At 66.1% G+C, this 14,345-nt stretch carries 19 protein-coding genes; 2 read left to right on the top strand and 17 right to left on the bottom strand.

Annotated elements, in window-relative coordinates:
* Positions 1–34: 34 nt before the first annotated feature.
* The gene (locus KDB67_RS10210) at positions 35–955 is read right to left on the bottom strand and encodes a siderophore-interacting protein (protein ID WP_291015466.1); all 921 of its coding nucleotides are present in this window, start codon (positions 953–955) and stop codon (positions 35–37) included.
* A gap of 166 nt (positions 956–1,121) precedes the next feature.
* On the opposite strand from KDB67_RS10210, the gene KDB67_RS10205 reads away from it, so the two are divergent.
* Positions 1,122–1,685 carry a TetR/AcrR family transcriptional regulator gene (locus KDB67_RS10205; RefSeq protein ID WP_291015464.1) on the top strand — a complete coding sequence of 188 codons (564 nt, stop codon included), beginning with the start codon at positions 1,122–1,124 and terminating at the stop codon, positions 1,683–1,685.
* Positions 1,686–1,691: 6 nt separating this feature from the next.
* Here KDB67_RS10205 and dprA read toward each other — a convergent pair whose 3' ends face one another.
* The 15 genes from dprA to KDB67_RS22395 form a co-directional block, all read right to left on the bottom strand.
* On the bottom strand, positions 1,692–2,834 hold the full coding sequence (gene dprA, locus KDB67_RS10200; protein ID WP_291015463.1) for a DNA-processing protein DprA: 1,143 nt from the start codon (positions 2,832–2,834) through the stop codon (positions 1,692–1,694).
* Positions 2,834–4,369 (bottom strand): YifB family Mg chelatase-like AAA ATPase, encoded by a 1,536-nt coding sequence (locus KDB67_RS10195; RefSeq protein WP_291015461.1) that lies wholly within the window; start codon positions 4,367–4,369, stop codon positions 2,834–2,836. Before KDB67_RS10195 ends, dprA begins: the two co-directional genes overlap by 1 nt.
* A complete protein-coding gene (locus tag KDB67_RS10190) occupies positions 4,366–4,791 on the bottom strand; it encodes a YraN family protein (protein WP_291015459.1) in 426 nt (141 codons plus the stop codon). The genes KDB67_RS10195 and KDB67_RS10190 overlap by 4 nt, the downstream gene beginning before the upstream one ends.
* Before the next feature lie 113 nt (positions 4,792–4,904).
* Positions 4,905–5,216, bottom strand: coding sequence for a DUF2469 domain-containing protein (locus KDB67_RS10185; RefSeq protein WP_291015458.1), 312 nt, complete (start codon positions 5,214–5,216; stop codon positions 4,905–4,907).
* A complete protein-coding gene (locus tag KDB67_RS10180) occupies positions 5,213–5,920 on the bottom strand; it encodes a ribonuclease HII (RefSeq protein WP_291015457.1) in 708 nt (235 codons plus the stop codon). Before KDB67_RS10180 ends, KDB67_RS10185 begins: the two co-directional genes overlap by 4 nt.
* Positions 5,921–5,930: 10 nt before the next feature.
* A complete protein-coding gene (gene lepB / locus KDB67_RS10175) occupies positions 5,931–6,731 on the bottom strand; it encodes a signal peptidase I (RefSeq protein WP_291015495.1) in 801 nt (266 codons plus the stop codon).
* A 256-nt stretch (positions 6,732–6,987) separates the two neighbouring features.
* Positions 6,988–7,329 carry a 50S ribosomal protein L19 gene (gene rplS / locus KDB67_RS10170; protein WP_291015455.1) on the bottom strand — a complete coding sequence of 114 codons (342 nt, stop codon included), beginning with the start codon at positions 7,327–7,329 and terminating at the stop codon, positions 6,988–6,990.
* Positions 7,330–7,546: 217 nt separating this feature from the next.
* Positions 7,547–8,641, bottom strand: a complete 1,095-nt coding sequence (locus tag KDB67_RS10165) for a hypothetical protein (RefSeq protein WP_291015454.1) — start codon at positions 8,639–8,641, stop codon at positions 7,547–7,549.
* Entirely contained in the window at positions 8,638–8,967 is a 330-nt protein-coding gene (locus KDB67_RS10160; protein WP_291015453.1) for a hypothetical protein, read from the bottom strand. The genes KDB67_RS10165 and KDB67_RS10160 overlap by 4 nt, the downstream gene beginning before the upstream one ends.
* Positions 8,964–9,380 carry a YbaB/EbfC family nucleoid-associated protein gene (locus KDB67_RS10155; RefSeq protein ID WP_291015452.1) on the bottom strand — a complete coding sequence of 139 codons (417 nt, stop codon included), beginning with the start codon at positions 9,378–9,380 and terminating at the stop codon, positions 8,964–8,966. The genes KDB67_RS10160 and KDB67_RS10155 overlap by 4 nt, the downstream gene beginning before the upstream one ends.
* Positions 9,381–9,523: 143 nt before the next feature.
* On the bottom strand, positions 9,524–10,222 hold the full coding sequence (trmD, locus tag KDB67_RS10150; protein ID WP_291015494.1) for a tRNA (guanosine(37)-N1)-methyltransferase TrmD: 699 nt from the start codon (positions 10,220–10,222) through the stop codon (positions 9,524–9,526).
* Positions 10,223–10,251: 29 nt separating this feature from the next.
* A complete protein-coding gene (rimM, locus tag KDB67_RS10145; RefSeq protein ID WP_291015451.1) occupies positions 10,252–10,767 on the bottom strand; it encodes a ribosome maturation factor RimM in 516 nt (171 codons plus the stop codon).
* 26 nt (positions 10,768–10,793) lie between these two features.
* On the bottom strand, positions 10,794–11,036 hold the full coding sequence (locus tag KDB67_RS10140; protein WP_005187316.1) for an RNA-binding protein: 243 nt from the start codon (positions 11,034–11,036) through the stop codon (positions 10,794–10,796).
* A complete protein-coding gene (gene rpsP, locus KDB67_RS10135) occupies positions 11,033–11,473 on the bottom strand; it encodes a 30S ribosomal protein S16 (RefSeq protein WP_291015449.1) in 441 nt (146 codons plus the stop codon). Before rpsP ends, KDB67_RS10140 begins: the two co-directional genes overlap by 4 nt.
* Positions 11,474–11,712: 239 nt before the next feature.
* Complete coding sequence (locus KDB67_RS22395; protein WP_366852073.1) at positions 11,713–11,919, bottom strand: helix-turn-helix transcriptional regulator; 207 nt, start codon at positions 11,917–11,919, stop codon at positions 11,713–11,715.
* Positions 11,920–12,116: 197 nt separating this feature from the next.
* Here KDB67_RS22395 and KDB67_RS10130 point away from each other — a divergent pair, with 197 nt between their 5' ends.
* A complete protein-coding gene (locus KDB67_RS10130; protein WP_291015448.1) occupies positions 12,117–12,806 on the top strand; it encodes a DUF4352 domain-containing protein in 690 nt (229 codons plus the stop codon).
* A gap of 115 nt (positions 12,807–12,921) precedes the next feature.
* Here KDB67_RS10130 and KDB67_RS10125 read toward each other — a convergent pair whose 3' ends face one another.
* Complete coding sequence (locus KDB67_RS10125; protein ID WP_291015447.1) at positions 12,922–13,935, bottom strand: Fic/DOC family N-terminal domain-containing protein; 1,014 nt, start codon at positions 13,933–13,935, stop codon at positions 12,922–12,924.
* Positions 13,936–14,345 lie beyond the last annotated feature (410 nt).

The raw sequence follows: 14,345 nt of genomic DNA, 5'->3' as shown, positions 1-14,345 counted from the left end.
CTCGCCACGCGGCCCGCCGCAGCATGATGTGGGGTCAGTTGCGCAACCTCTCAAGCACGCCCTTGACCTTGCCGACAGCGCCCCGCGCCGCTGGTTGCCCTGAACCTTGTTGTTCGGCAACCCGCTGGGACGCCTTCCACTCCCGGAAGCCCTCCTCGGTGCGGCCGCGCCGCCAATAGCCGGAGATCGACGCGTTCGCCGCGCTCACGCCGCGCTCCTTGCGGATGTAGCCGCGCAGGTTCTGCATCACGGCCCCGGCCTCGCCGTGGATGAACACGTGTGGCTCACCGTCGAGCCACGGCGCCGCCTTGACCGCCGCCACCAGCGGTGCGTTGGCGCCGGCCAGGTCGTCACTCACCTCGCCGGCTCCCGCGCCCCGGTGCAGCCAGGTGATCGTCGCGCCGGCCGGTGCGGTCAGGTCGAGTTGGTCGGCTTCGGTGGCGACCTCGATGAACACCTGCGCCGTCGCGTCGTCGGGTAGGGCCTCCAGCGCGGCCGCCACCGCGGGCAACCCGGATTCGTCGCAGGCCAGCAGATGCCATGGGGCGTCGGCGCGGGGCCGGTACCCGCTGCCGGGCCCGAGGAACCGGACGACCTCGCCCGGCTGTACCCGGGCGGCCCACGCTCCGGCAATGCCTTCGTCGCCGTGGACGACGAAGTCGATGACCAGTTCGCGCGCCACCGGATCGATCGTGCGGATCGTGTAGGTGCGTAACACCGGATGCTGCTGCGGCGGGAAGGATTCGCGGATTGCCTCGAGGTCGAAGGGCTCCGGGTAGCTGACGCCGGGCACGCCGAAGATCAGCTTGACGTACATGTCGGTGTCCTGCGCCCCGTCGGCGCCCACCGCCGGGGTGAAATCATCGAATCCGCCGCCTCCGAGGTAGAGCCTGACGAAGTGCGGCGACAGGCGTTCGGTGCGCGTGACGACGAGAGTGTTGAGTCGTTTTGCCATGAGTCTCCTTGTTCGCAGACCAGCCTACGCCCGGCTTAGGGTCACCTAATCTGAGGTCGGCTCACGAAAGACAACAACAAGCAATGATAGCTTTGTTATATTGAATATTCGGGGCATGTCCGACGCTCCGCACTCTCACATTCGGGTCGGCACTACGAGGTGGACTGTGACGGAACAAACACTGGTGAAACGGGCACGACTCGGCGTCTCCGACTGGATCGCCGCATCGATGCGACTGCTCGTCACCGAGGGACCCGCCGCCCTCAAGATCTCCCGGCTCACCGACACCCTCGGTGTCACCAAGGGGAGCTTCTACTGGCACTTCGCCGACATCGCCGCACTCAAGAGCGCCCTCGCCGCACAGTGTGAGGCGCAGCAGCGTGCGGCGGCCGACCATGTGCGAGGTCTGAGAATTCTCCCCGCAACCGAACGACTCGGCGCCATCGTCGACTACGTCAGCGAACCGCGCCGCTGGGCCGCCGAGGCGGCCGTCCGGTCGTGGTCGCACACCGACAATTCACTGTGCTCGGCCATCGCCGAACTCGACCGGAGCCTGCACGAGGCCATCTACCAGGCGATGCTCGATCTCGGCTTCGCCGAGGAGGACGCCCGCACCCGGGCCACGATGCTGCTCTATGCCGGAATCGGATACCTTCATGCCGCCGAGCAGTCCGGACCCCCGAACGCCGACACACTCCACCGGTTCGTCGCCCTGTCGACGGCACGCTGAACGCGCTTACCCGCGTGCGTGGGTGAGTCGCCAGCCACCACCGTCACCACACACCACGCCCGCGATCTCCATGGCCGCGAGCGCCGACCGCACCACGGGCACGCCCAGTCCCGCGGCGTAGGCGATCTCGTCGACGGTGGCCACGCCCCGCCCGGGAATCGCGTCATGGACCAGGCGCTGATCCTCCGACAGTAGGTCGGTGTCACGGTCGGCGCCCCGGCCCGGGTCGCCGCCGCCGTCGGGACGGAGCATCGACACGACGGTGTCGGTGTTGAACACCAGCTGGGCCAGGTCATCGGTGATCAGCCGGTGGCAGCCGACGGATGTTGCCGAGGTGACCGGGCCGGGAAAGGCTCCGACGGGCCGGCCGAGACGTCGTCCCCAGGCCGCGGTGTTGGCGGCGCCGGACCGTTTCCCGGCCTCCACCACCACGACCCCCTCCGACAGCGCCGCAACCAGCCTGTTCCGGGTGATGAACCGGTGCTTGGCGGCGGTGGTGCCGGGTGGATACTCGCTCACGAGTAGACCTCGCTCGGCGATCTCGGACAGCAACCGCGAATGCGCTGTCGGATAGGCGCGGTCGATGCCGCAGGCCAGTACCGCGGTGGTGCACCCGCCGGACAGCAGGCTCGCCCGATGCGCGGCGCCGTCTATGCCGAACGCCCCGCCTGATATCACCGCCCAGCCGCGATCGCACAGTTCCCCCGACAGCCGTGCGGTGACGCTCTCCCCGTACGATGACGCGGCGCGCGCCCCCACCACGGCCACCGATTCGGCGGCCACCTCGTCGAGCCGGTGCGGTCCACGCACCCACAGCGCCAGCGGCTCACCATCCCGTGGTCCGGTCGCGGCCCTGCCCAGCGCCAGCAGCGGCCACCCGGGCCATTCCTCGTCGTCGGGAAGTATCAGGCGCGCACCGACTTTCGCTGCCGCCTCCAGATCCTGTGCCGCACAGTCGGCGCCGGCCCGGGCCTCGGTCGCCGTCAATGCGTCCTCGTGTCCCTTGGGCACCGATCTGTTCCGGATGGCGCCGGCCGCCTCCACGGCACCGAGTTCGGCGACCAGAACCGCCACCGCCGCGCTGGGTGGTTCGGCCACCCTGGCCAGATATGTCCACGCCAGCATCTCGTCATCGGATCGCCCCGCCATCAGTAACTCCCCCTGTCCCGGTACAGCAATGCCTGTGCCACATCGTCTTCCGTCGGCTTATCGGCGCCACGCAGGTCGCACATCGTCCACGCCAGCCGCAGCGCGCGATCAGCTCCACGAGCGGTGACCCGGCCGTCGCGCAGGAACAGTTCCACCGGCCGCATCGCCTCGGCGCTAAGCCGGAACCGTTGCCGCAGAATCGAACCGGGCACCTCGGAGTTGGTGAGCCAGCCGTATTCGCGCCAGCGCTCCACGGCCGCCGAGCGGGCAGTCACCACCCGCGCACGCACCTGCGCACTCGTCTCCTCACCGGAGGTCATCAGCGCGGCCGACCCGGGCGGGTCCATCCGCACCCTGATGTCGACGCGATCCATCAGCGGCCCGGACAGTTTGCCCAGGTAGCGGCGCCGGACCACGGAGCTGCACACGCAGTCGACGTCGTGGGCCGGCGCGCACGGGCAGGGATTGGCGGCCAGGACGAGCTGGAATCGTGCCGGATAGCGGGCAATGCCGTCACGCCTGGGCACGCTCACCTCCCCCTCCTCCAGTGGCTGCCGCAACGAATCGAGCACTGTCGGGGACATCTCGGCACATTCGTCGAGAAACAGCACCCCGCGGTGCGCCAGCGACGCCGCCCCCGGCCGGGCGAAACCCGTTCCGCCACCTAGTAATCCGGTGGACGAGGTGCTGTGGTGCGGGGCGACGAACGGCGGATCGGACACCAACGGATCCCCGGGCGAGAGCACCCCGGCAATGGAGTGGATCGCGGTCACCTCGAGTGATTCCTCACGCCGCAGCTGCGGCAGGATTCCCGGAATCCGTTTGGCCAGCATCGTTTTCCCGATTCCCGGGGGTCCGGTCATGAGCACATGATGTGCGCCGGCCGCGGCGATCTCCAAGGCGTGACGTGCCTCGCTCTGCCCGACCACGTCGGCCATGTCGTCACGATGACCACCCGCCGCCGCGGGGATCTCCTCTCGTTCGCGCGGCACCGCGTCGAGCACGCATTCACCGGCGAGCCAACTCACCACCTGCCCCAGCGAGTCGGCTGCACCCACCTCCAGTTCGGTCACCAGCAGCGCCTCGTCGATGTTGCCCTGCGGTACGACGGCCCGCTCGAAACCCTGCTTGGCCGCGTGAATCAGGGCCGGCAGGATGCCCCGGACCGGACGCACCCTCCCGTCGAGAGCCAACTCGCCCATAACGACGGTGCGCGGCAACCGATGCGGCGCCGCCTCACCTGTCGACACCAGGATCGCGACCGCGATCGCCAGGTCGAAGCCGGAACCGGATTTGGGGATATCGGCCGGCGACAACGCGACGGTGAGCCGCCCTTCGGGAAACTTGAACCCGGAGTTGGTGATTGCCGACCGAATACGATCGCGTGCCTCCCGCACCGATCCGTCCACACCGCCACCGACCACGAACGCAGGCAGCCCCGTCCCCACCGAGGCCTGCACCTCCAGCATCTTGGCCTCGAACGCGTTGAGACCCACCGTGTGCACCGTGCCCAGCGCCCGGACCCGGGAGCTCATACGAACACCCCGACGTGATGACGCAGCCCCGCGCGGGTCAGATCTGTCGGGTCGACCGGGTCGAGCTGGATGGCGATGACATCGAACCGGATGGTTGGAAACCACGCCTCCTGCTGCGCCAGCCACACCCGCGTGGCACGCCGCATCTTGGCCAGTTTGTCCGGAGTGACCGCCTCGGCCGGATCAGTGTACATCCGACTGGCCCGGGTCTTGACCTCCACCACCACCAGCACCGACCCGTCGACGGCGATGATGTCGAGTTCGCCGTACCGGCACCGCCAGTTACGTTCCAGCACAGTCCATCCGGCGCTGGTCACATAGTCGGCGGCGATGTCCTCGCCCAGCCTGCCGATCGTCGCCCGCCGGTTGTCCCGACCCGGAGTGCCGGCGTCCTGCGGCCCTGAAGAATCCTGTTCGCTCATGCCGATAAGCATCGGCCCGGATCCGGCCGGATCGGCCCGGGTAGCAGCCCGAACGCGACATCTGTGGATAATTCAAGGGCCGTCCCCAAATTCCGCTGGGGAAACGCGAGCGACTAGGGCGTGTCGGGAAGCCGCAACTCCGGCTTCTCCAGTTCCTCGATGTTGACATCCTTGAACGTGATCACCCGGACCTGCTTGACGAAGCGCGCCGGCCGGTACATGTCCCACACCCAGGCGTCGCTCATCCGCAGCTCGAAGTACACTTCGCCGTCGGTGTTGCGGGGTGCGAGTTCAACGGAGTTGGCGAGGTAGAAACGGCGTTCGGTCTCGACCACATACGTGAACTGCCCGACGATGTCCTTGTACTCGCGGTACAGGGAGAGTTCCATCTCGGTTTCGTACTTTTCGAGATCCTCCGCGCTCATCCGGTAAGCGTATCGCGATCGGGGTCGGCAGTTATGGGTGGTCTCCCACCTGCTCGGGCGGCCACGTTGCGGTAGGACATGCGGTGCTCGCGGGACGGCCCGAGCCGGTCGATGCAGCTCATGTGGTGGGCGGTGCTGTAGCCCTTGTGGAGGGCGAAATCATAGCCGGGCAGATCACGGTCGAGGTCCACCATGATGCGGTCGCGGGTGACCTTGGCGATGACGCTGGCCGCGGCGATGCAGGCCGCGGTTCCGTCGCCGCCGATGACTGGCAGGCTCGGCGCGGTCAGGCCCGGTACGCCGAAACCGTCGGACAGGACGTAGCCCGGTGGGCTGTGCAGACCGGCGATCGCCCGGCGCATCCCTTCGATGTTGGCGACGTGGATGCCGATCCGGTCGACCTCGGCGGCATCGACGATCACCGCGTGCCAGGCCAGCGCGTTGCGGGTGACCGCGCGATACAGGCGCTCGCGCGTCGGTTCCGGGAGCTTCTTCGAGTCGTCGAGATCGGTGAGCGAGGTGACCTGTGAGGGTTTGAGGATGCACGCGGCCACCACCAGAGGGCCCGCGCACGCTCCGCGACCGGCCTCATCGACACCGGCGACGGGACCGAGACCGCTGGTGTGCAGCGCGAATTCGAGGGTGCGCAGGTTCGCTGCCCTGCGCACCGGCCGCCGCGGCGGCCACCTGTTACCGACTGCCACTTCGGTGTGCCTACTTCTGCGGGTTGACCGCGTCGACACCACCGATCCGGGACAGCGGATAGATGATGAACCGCACCTTGCCGCGGATGTTGCTCACCGGCACCGTGCCCTGTAGTTCGTCGGTGATGTGGTAGCGCGAATCGGCCGAGTTGAGACGGTTGTCGCCCATCACCCACACGTTGCCGGCCGGAACCTTGATCGGCCCGAAGTCCGCGCCGTAGCAGCTGTTCGGAGTGCTGTCGGCGTTCGTGAAGTCGGACTCCCCCAGCCCGGCGACGCTCTCGGCCTGCAGCTTCTTGTCGATGTAGGGCTCGGTCAGCGGTTTACCATCGACGGTCACGCCCTTACCGTCCGCATTCTTGCAGGCGACGGTCTGTCCGCCGGTCGCGATGACTCGCTTGACCAGGTTGTTCTCGTCCGGTGGGGCGAAACCGAACCACGACAGCCCGTTCTGGAGGGACTTGATCACCGCATTCGACGATCTCGGCGACTGCCAGCTGCCATCCCACGATTCGGTGGGTGCCTTGAACACAACCACGTCACCGGGTTTGGGATCGCCGAAGCGGTACACGATCTTGTCGATCACGATCCTGTCGTTGGTGCAGCCCGTGCAGCCGTGCAGCGTCTGTTCCATCGATTCCGACGGGATCACGTACTGCCGGCCGATGAACGTCTGCAGCACCCACGTCACGAGCAGCACACAGCCGACGATGATGACGATCTCGCGTAATACCGACGACTTCTTCTTCTCGTCGTCGGCACTGTCGGTCTTGAGTCGCCACGGCCGCGCACCGTCGTCGGACGAGTCCACGTCGTCGGCCTCACCCGCACGGGGTGTCCCGCCGGCGTCGTAGGTGTCCGCGCGATCGGTCTCATAGTGATGCTGCCCGGCGTCGGCGCCGGATCCCTGGTCCTCTGTATCGGCCACCCAGCCAGAGTAGACGCGTCGACGGCCGAACCTGTTTTCGACGTACCCCGCCGGCCCCGCGCGAGCCACGGCGTATAGCAGCAGGCCCCGGTCGCACAGCGTGCGATCGGGGCCCACAACCGGACGAATCCGGCTCAGCTCAGCGCTTTTCCTTGATCTTGGCCTTCTTGCCGCGCAGGTCGCGCAGGTAGTACAGCTTGGCCCGACGCACGTCACCGCGGGTCAGCACCTCGATCTTGGCGATGTTGGGGCTGTGCACCGGGAAGGTACGCTCCACGCCCACACCGAACGACACCTTGCGGACGGTGAACGTCTCGCGGACGCCGCCGCCCTGCCTGCGGATCACGACACCCTTGAAGACCTGGACCCGCTCTTTGGCACCTTCGATGACCTTGACGTGAACGTCGAGGGTGTCGCCGGGTGCGAAGTCGGGGATGTCGTCACGCAGTGACTGCTTGTCGAGGAAGTCGAGGGTTTGCATCGTGGTAGTCCATTCTGGAATGTAACGGCGAACAGAGGAACCTGGCGGCCTGCCGCCGGGTGCGGATACACCCAGGCGGAGGTTCTACCGGTTCATGCTCCGAGTCGTTGGTACCCACGCAGGCACCGACCGGTACACCGATCAGGCACGCCTGTGCGCAGGCAACCTGAATATTGTGCCAGACGACACCGGCTGGGACGAAATCGCCGCAGGTAGGTCAGTCGTCGAACTCGCCCGGGCCGGTATCGGGATCGGTAGGCGCGGCCGCCGGTGCGATCACCGGCACCCCGAGGTCGTCGAAGTAGGCGATGACCTCTGCGGGAACGGGATGAGCCGAGGCCACCGCGAGCGGTCGGGCACCCAGCGCTTCCAGCTGTTCGGCGATCGCCAACTCGGACCCGCGCGCCGATCCGGCGAGATGTTCGCCGGCACCGATCGTGACCCCGGTCCGCAGGTACGGAACGGGGTCGCTGGTGCCGACCACTGCGATCATCTCTCTTGCCGGTGTGCAGCCCACACCGACCGACATCCGGACCCACTGCGCCAGGTCCGGCGGCAACGACGAATACAGTTGCCGGGCACGCTCGGCCAGTCGTTCACCGTCCACCGCCACCGGCGAGTCGGCGTGCCCGGTGAACGCGCGTGTCATCGCTGCCGCCATCGGCACCGCGGCAGCCATCGCGGGGAGCCCCGCACCGGACATCGTCGGGGCGTGTGTACCCGACGTTTGGGTTCCAGGAGCCTCGGTTCCGGGAGCCTGGGCGCCGGGTGCTTGCGCCGACGCCGATGAATCGTCGTGCGCGGCCGGGACATCCGATGACCTCACGGGCGCGGTTGCGGGATCGATCCGGGCGGCGCGCTCGACGGCGTCGTCCCCGATCGCCCCGACCACCGACGTCGCGGCACCGGTCGCAGCCACTATCGCCGTCGGGTGTCCCACGAGAGAAGCGACTTCGGCTCGCATCAGATCACGTTCGGCGATCGCGGAGGCCAGCGACAGGTGTTCACAGGTCCCGGCGACCTCGTCCGCGTAACGATCAAGCGTGGCGACCAGGGCCCCCAGCCGGGTCACGACATCGGCGACCGCGCTGCCTCGGGGTCCGGCAATCGCCCGCACGTTGTCGTCAACGCCCTCACGCAGTCCGCCGTCGCACAGCCCAGGGCGGGCGTGTGCCGCGGAGAAGTCCCTGCCCACGACCTCGGTCCGGGCGGCGATCGTTTCAAGCCTGCGAGCGCACGCTCTCAGCGCGGCAATGTCGGCGGACGGTTGGGCGTGCCGTACCAGCTCGTCAACGACATCGCGCGATGTCACTGTGACAGCCCTTCCCCGCGAGTACCGGCCAACGGTTTTGCGCATATGTCGGCCGTTCGCAGCCACTCTCCGGCGGCATCGACACGCATGATGTGCTCGCGCATCACTGCCTCGACCGCGCCGAGCGCGTCGAGAGCCATCCGGCCCGCGTCGGCGAACCGAGGCCGCAGCACGTCGGCGGCAGGATCGATACCGAACGCAATGCCCGCTTCGGCGAGCGCGGCCCCCAGGTCGGTGGTGATCGCCGGCAGATCATCAACGACTCCGGTCAGGACACGGACGAGCTCATCGAGGTCGTCGAGATCGACATGGACCCGAACGGTCACCCGCGCACCACATCCACTATGTCGTCGTATCCGGGTGAGGTGACCTCGGGGCCGTCGACGATCGACATCGACACCTGATCGCGGGTGGCACGCAACTTCTCATCGGCAGCGGCCACCAAAGAGGTGATCAACCCGGCCAGGGTGGTCGCGTCGCGGTCCCGGAGTGCGGAGGGGGCGATCGTCAAACCGACCAGTAGTCCCCTGGCGTTGACCGTCACTGCGACATCGCCCGTCGGACTGGTCGCCTCTGCGGTCAACCCGGCCAAAACGGCCCGGATGCGGTCGAGCTCGGCGTGCTGCCGTTCCAGTTCGGCATGCATTCTGGCCCAGACGTCAGGCATATGCCCGGCCGGCCGATCCCCAGGATCCCCGGCCGCCCCACCGGCCTCGGCGGCGTTCTGATTCGGTTCCACGCCCTCGTCCCCCTCACACACTCGCCGGTCCGAGGCTGCGCACACCGGTCATGAGCACCGATGCCACCTCGCGTGAGGTAGATCGTAGCCCCGGCCCCGTACCCGGTCGACCGGTTCATCCACAAGTAGGTCGTGCGGTCCTGTCAGGTCGTGCCTTCGGTGTGTCGGACCAGGAGATCGGGTCTGCGTTCGCGGGTGCGGTCCAGCGACTTTTCGTGGCGCCACGCGGCAACTTTGGCGTGATCACCGGAGAGCAGCACCGGCGGTACGGGTAGGTCGCGCCACACCTCGGGCCGGGTGTAGCTCGGGCCTTCCAGGAGCCCGTCGGAGAACGAATCCTCTTGGTGGGAGCGGGGATTGCCCAGCACACCGGGCATCAGACGGACGGTCGCCTCGATCATCGCGAGCACGGCCACCTCGCCGCCGATGAGCACGAAGTCGCCGATCGACACCTCTTCGACCCGCATCCGTCGGCCGGCGTCGTCGAATACCCGCTGATCGATGCCCTCGTAGCGTCCGCAGGCGAACACCAGGTGCGATTCGGTGGACCAGCGGGTCGCGGTCTCCTGGGTGAACGGCACGCCGGCGGGCGTGGGTACCACCAGGAGCGCCTCGTCGGGACAGACCTCGTCCAGGCAGTGGCCCCACACGTCGGGTTTCATGACCATGCCGGGCCCGCCCCCGTAGGGCGAATCATCGACGGCGCGGTGGACGTCGTGGGTCCAGTCGCGCAGGTCATGCACATCGACGGTGACCTGCCCCTTGTCGATGGCCTTGCCGAGCAGCGCGACCCGCAGCGGAGCGAAGTACTCGGGAAAGATCGAGACGATGTCCAGGCGCATACCCGGTTGACCTGTCTCGTGTGCGGTGGTCACTGGTCGAACAGTCCGTCAGGCGGGTCGATCACCACACCACCGTCCCGACTGATCTCGGGCACGATCTCACGCACGAACGGGACCAGCAGCTCGCGACCCTCGGGTGTGGTCACGGCGAGGATGTCGTTGGCGGGCAGGTGCAGCACCGACGACACGACACCGACGGATTCACCGCCCACCGTCACAACGGGCAGTCCTTCGAGTTCGTGGTCGTAGAACTCGTCCGGGTCGTCGCCGGAATCGACATCGGCGGCGTCGATGACGAACAGTGTGCCCCGCAGTTCGTCGGCGGCGGTACGTCCCGCGACTTCGGCCAGCGACAGCAACAGCCGCCCGGAATGATTCCGGGCGGCTGTGACCGTGAAGCGATGCTCGCCTCCCCCGCGCGGCGCCTGGCCGCGCAGAACCGCACCCTTCGCGAACCGGGTGTCGGGGTCGTCGGTACGTACCTCGACCACGACCTCACCACGGATGCCGTGAGCCTTGACGACGCGTCCGATCACCAGGTCCATGTGCGCTGAGCTGCCGTGATCGATGGTCAGCGGTCGGTGTCGACGATGTCGACACGGATGCCGCGGCCACCGATACCGGCGACGAGGGTACGCAGCGCAGTGGCGGTGCGGCCGTTGCGGCCGATGACCTTGCCGAGATCCTCGGGGTTGACGTGTACCTCGACGAGCCGGCCGCGACGGCCGGTCACCAGGTCGACGCGCACATCGTCGGGGTTGGCGACGATGCCACGAACGAGGTGTTCGACGGCGTCCGCGACGACAGCGCTCACGCGTCGGCCTCGGTGGCGGCCTCCGGAGCAGCCTCGTCGGCGTCCTTCTTGACGGCCTTCTTCTTGGGCGTGACGGCCTCGGCGACGGGTGCGCTGTCAGCGGCGGCGAGCGCGGCGTTGAACAATTCGAGCTTGGACGGCTTGGGAGCGGCGGTCTTCAGGGTGCCCTCGGCACCCGGCAGGCCCTTGAACTTCTGCCAGTCACCGGTGACCTTGAGGATGGCCTGAACCGGATCGGTGGCCTGAGCGCCCACGCCGAGCCAGTACTGAGCGCGCTCGGAGTCGACCTCGATCAGGCTGGGCTCTTCCTTGGGGTGGTACTTGCCGATGGTCTCGATGACACGACCATCGCGACGGGTACGGGCATCGGCGACGACGATGCGGTACTGCGGGTTGCGGATCTTGCCGAGACGGGTGAGCTTGATTTTGACAGCCATGTGTCTTCCTTGCTGGTCACTGCGCAATTCGGCAGCTCATCAGGAGTGATGAGCCCGGTTTTGCGATCTGTTTCGGTGTGACCGCCGGTCGGCCGTAGCCGGGTCCGACGAACCGACGGCCCATTCTGCCAGACCCACCACCCAGATCAGAAATCCCGACGGCGCCCGCCGTATCGACCCGACTTCGCTACGTCCGAGTCCCGCGCCGGACCAGAGTCGGCCAGTTCAGGGCGGAACCCTCAGAAACTCTCGAACAACTCGGCTGCCGACAGCCCATGGAACAGTTCAGCAGGATCGATGCCAATTGCGGCCGCGATCCGAAGGTACTTGGTAATACCGGAGTCGGTCTCACCCCGCTCGATCCTGGCGACCTGTGTGGTTCCCAGACCCGTCTTCGCAGCGACCGCTTCCTGTGTGAGATTCCGCCTGACTCGTTCAGCCCGCATGTTGGAGCCCAAGAGTCTCAAGGCACTCGCCGCAGCCGCATCCATCACATAGAAGGCTGCCGATCACATCCGCTCTTCTCCAGAACGAAAAAGTGCGCAAATAGCACATATTTGTGCTATAAGTCTTGCGGCCAACTTTCCGATTGGCATCTACCTGGAGCCACAACCTATGTGCGCTTCCTGCAAGGAGACAGACCATGAATCAGGTTCCGCCTGGCGTCGACCCTTCGGTCGACCCCAAAGCCGCAGCCAAAGCGGCGAAGGCGTACGCCAAAGCGACACGACCTTGGTACAAGAAGAAGCGATGGTGGCTCCTCGGCGCGATCGCGCTCATCGTCATCATCGTGGCTGCAACCAGCTCTGGCGGAGATGACGGGCCCAAGGTCGTCGACGACACTTCGCAGTCGTCCAGCGACAACCAGAAGTCAGACAACAAGAAGTCAGACGACGCGCCCAAAGTCGGGACAAAATCTAATCCGCTGGCGCTTGGCAAGACCGTCGAGCTGGCCGGAACTCGCTACACGGTGAACTCCGCGGAAACCAAGGACTCGATCGGCTCGGACATCTTGGGCGAGACCGCGGACGGCACGTTCGTCGTCGTGAGTCTCACGATCGAGAACCGCAAGTCCGAGACCAAGACGTTCACGTCCTCTTCGGCGAAATTCGTGGCCAGTTCCGGCGATGAGTACGACACCGACAGCGAAGGGAGCATCGCGGCAACGACCGGCGACGGCGACCCGCTGATCTTCGAAGAGATGCAGCCTAAGCTGCCCAAGACGGGACTTCTCGTGTTCGACGTGCCCAAGAACGCCGTGTCCGATGGTCTGCTCAAAGTGAGTGACCTGTTCGGCAAGGGCGATGCCTACATCGACCTGGCGTTGCAGTAGGCCTGACAACTCTCATCTTGCGGGCCGGACCTCGAAAGAGTCCGGCCCGCAAGATGGCTCACCACTTACGCCAAATACACGCTGTTGCGACGACGCCCATCCGCTTACGGGTGCGCTACGCCCAATCAGAGCGGGTCAGGACCTGTAAGAGTTCGCTGTTGATGAACAGCCTGTCGCGGCCGACCTTGATATCCCCGAGCATGCCTGCGGCGACGAGCGCCTCGAGACGCTTCGTCGCCGTCGGGCGGGATACGCCAGTACGTGAAACCACGGTGGGGATCCGACAGTAGGGCTGCTCGAAGAGCACTGCCAACAGTTCTCTGTCTCCACCACCACGGGTAACCGCGCTGGCGCGGCGCGCAAAGTCGTCGGCCAGTTCGATGATCGCGGTGATCTTGCTCAGCACCGAGCGCGATGTCTGGTCAACTCCGTGCAGCATGTAGACAATCCAGTCTTCCCAGGCTCCCTCCCCCGTGACCGCGAGCAAGTGTCGGTAGTAGTCGTCTTTCGTCGCGCTGATGTACCGCGACAGGTAGAGGATCGGCGATGCAAGCAACCCGAGATGACACAGCATCAGGATGTTGACAATCCGACCAGTTCGTCCGTTACCGTCGGCGTACGGATGGATCGCTTCGAACTGGTAATGCGCGACCGCCATGCGCACCAACGGGTCTAATCCGTTGTCTGCGTGGATGAAACGCTCCCAATCCGCCAGCTTCTCCTGGATGATCTCCTTCCCATCAGGCGGTGTGTACGTCACCTCGCCCGTGATCGGATGAGCCAGATGAGTACCAGGCAGGTCACGCACTCGCATGTCCCGCCCCTTGATGGTGGTGCAGATTCTTGTTGCCGTCGCCGCAGTCAATCCGCGTTCCTCCACGGCGTCATATCCGACGCGGAGGGCCGTCCTGTATCGCAACGCCTCCCTGGTGGCCGGATCAGCCGAGTCGTCGTCGTCGAGGAATCTGAACAGCGCGTCAGTGGTAGTGACGATGTTCTCGATCTCGGAGCTCGCCTGAGCCTCGATCAACGGAATGGTATTGATCAGGATCGTCGGGTCCGGAATCGAAGCAGCGGCCTGGTCGAGTCGGGCGAGGGAAGCGCGGGCATCGATCGTCGCCTTCAGCACACGCGGAGTCTCCAGCGCATCCGCCCGCGGAGGCTGCGGTAGTGAGTTGTAGGGCCTACGCGGATCCCAGGTCGTCATGAGGAAACAGTGCCGCAACACACCCAACATGTAAAGTTTTTGCCGATTTTTTTACATATTTCGCCGATGTGTAAAGATTCTTTACATGTCTACCGGCCACGCGACACCCCGCAGCGCGGACGTAGGCGGTCGGACTGGGGACATAAAAGAGCCGGGTTCGGATGTGGTTGCTTACCCCGCGAAAAGCATCCATATCCGAACCCGACTGCAACTTAAACGCTACATTACTACCGAGTAAGAACCAACCCCATTGCAACGTTTGTGCCACATATCACAGTGACCCTAGCGCGAGAACCGACCCCGGAACAGGGCCGAATGATGTAGCGCGTAGT

The sequence above is a fragment of the Gordonia sp. (in: high G+C Gram-positive bacteria) genome (assembly GCF_020438995.1).
In the GTDB taxonomy this organism is placed as follows: domain Bacteria; phylum Actinomycetota; class Actinomycetes; order Mycobacteriales; family Mycobacteriaceae; genus Gordonia.
This window is presented reverse-complemented; position numbering and strand designations above follow the sequence as displayed.

Excerpts from the sequence above, each read along its gene's own strand:
- KDB67_RS10210 (WP_291015466.1), bottom strand. The coding sequence starts at position 955 with ATGGCAAAACGACTCAACACTCTCGTCGTCACGCGCACCGAACGCCTG.
- dprA (WP_291015463.1), bottom strand. The coding sequence starts at position 2,834 with ATGGCGGGGCGATCCGATGACGAGATGCTGGCGTGGACATATCTGGCC.
- KDB67_RS10195 (WP_291015461.1), bottom strand. The coding sequence starts at position 4,369 with ATGAGCTCCCGGGTCCGGGCGCTGGGCACGGTGCACACGGTGGGTCTC.
- KDB67_RS10190 (WP_291015459.1), bottom strand. The coding sequence starts at position 4,791 with ATGAGCGAACAGGATTCTTCAGGGCCGCAGGACGCCGGCACTCCGGGT.
- KDB67_RS10185 (WP_291015458.1), bottom strand. The coding sequence starts at position 5,216 with ATGAGCGCGGAGGATCTCGAAAAGTACGAAACCGAGATGGAACTCTCC.
- rplS (WP_291015455.1), bottom strand. The coding sequence starts at position 7,329 with ATGCAAACCCTCGACTTCCTCGACAAGCAGTCACTGCGTGACGACATC.
- trmD (WP_291015494.1), bottom strand. The coding sequence starts at position 10,222 with ATGCGCCTGGACATCGTCTCGATCTTTCCCGAGTACTTCGCTCCGCTG.
- rimM (WP_291015451.1), bottom strand. The coding sequence starts at position 10,767 with ATGGACCTGGTGATCGGACGCGTCGTCAAGGCTCACGGCATCCGTGGT.
- rpsP (WP_291015449.1), bottom strand. The coding sequence starts at position 11,473 with ATGGCTGTCAAAATCAAGCTCACCCGTCTCGGCAAGATCCGCAACCCG.
- KDB67_RS22395 (WP_366852073.1), bottom strand. The coding sequence starts at position 11,919 with ATGCGGGCTGAACGAGTCAGGCGGAATCTCACACAGGAAGCGGTCGCT.
- KDB67_RS10130 (WP_291015448.1), top strand. The coding sequence starts at position 12,117 with ATGAATCAGGTTCCGCCTGGCGTCGACCCTTCGGTCGACCCCAAAGCC.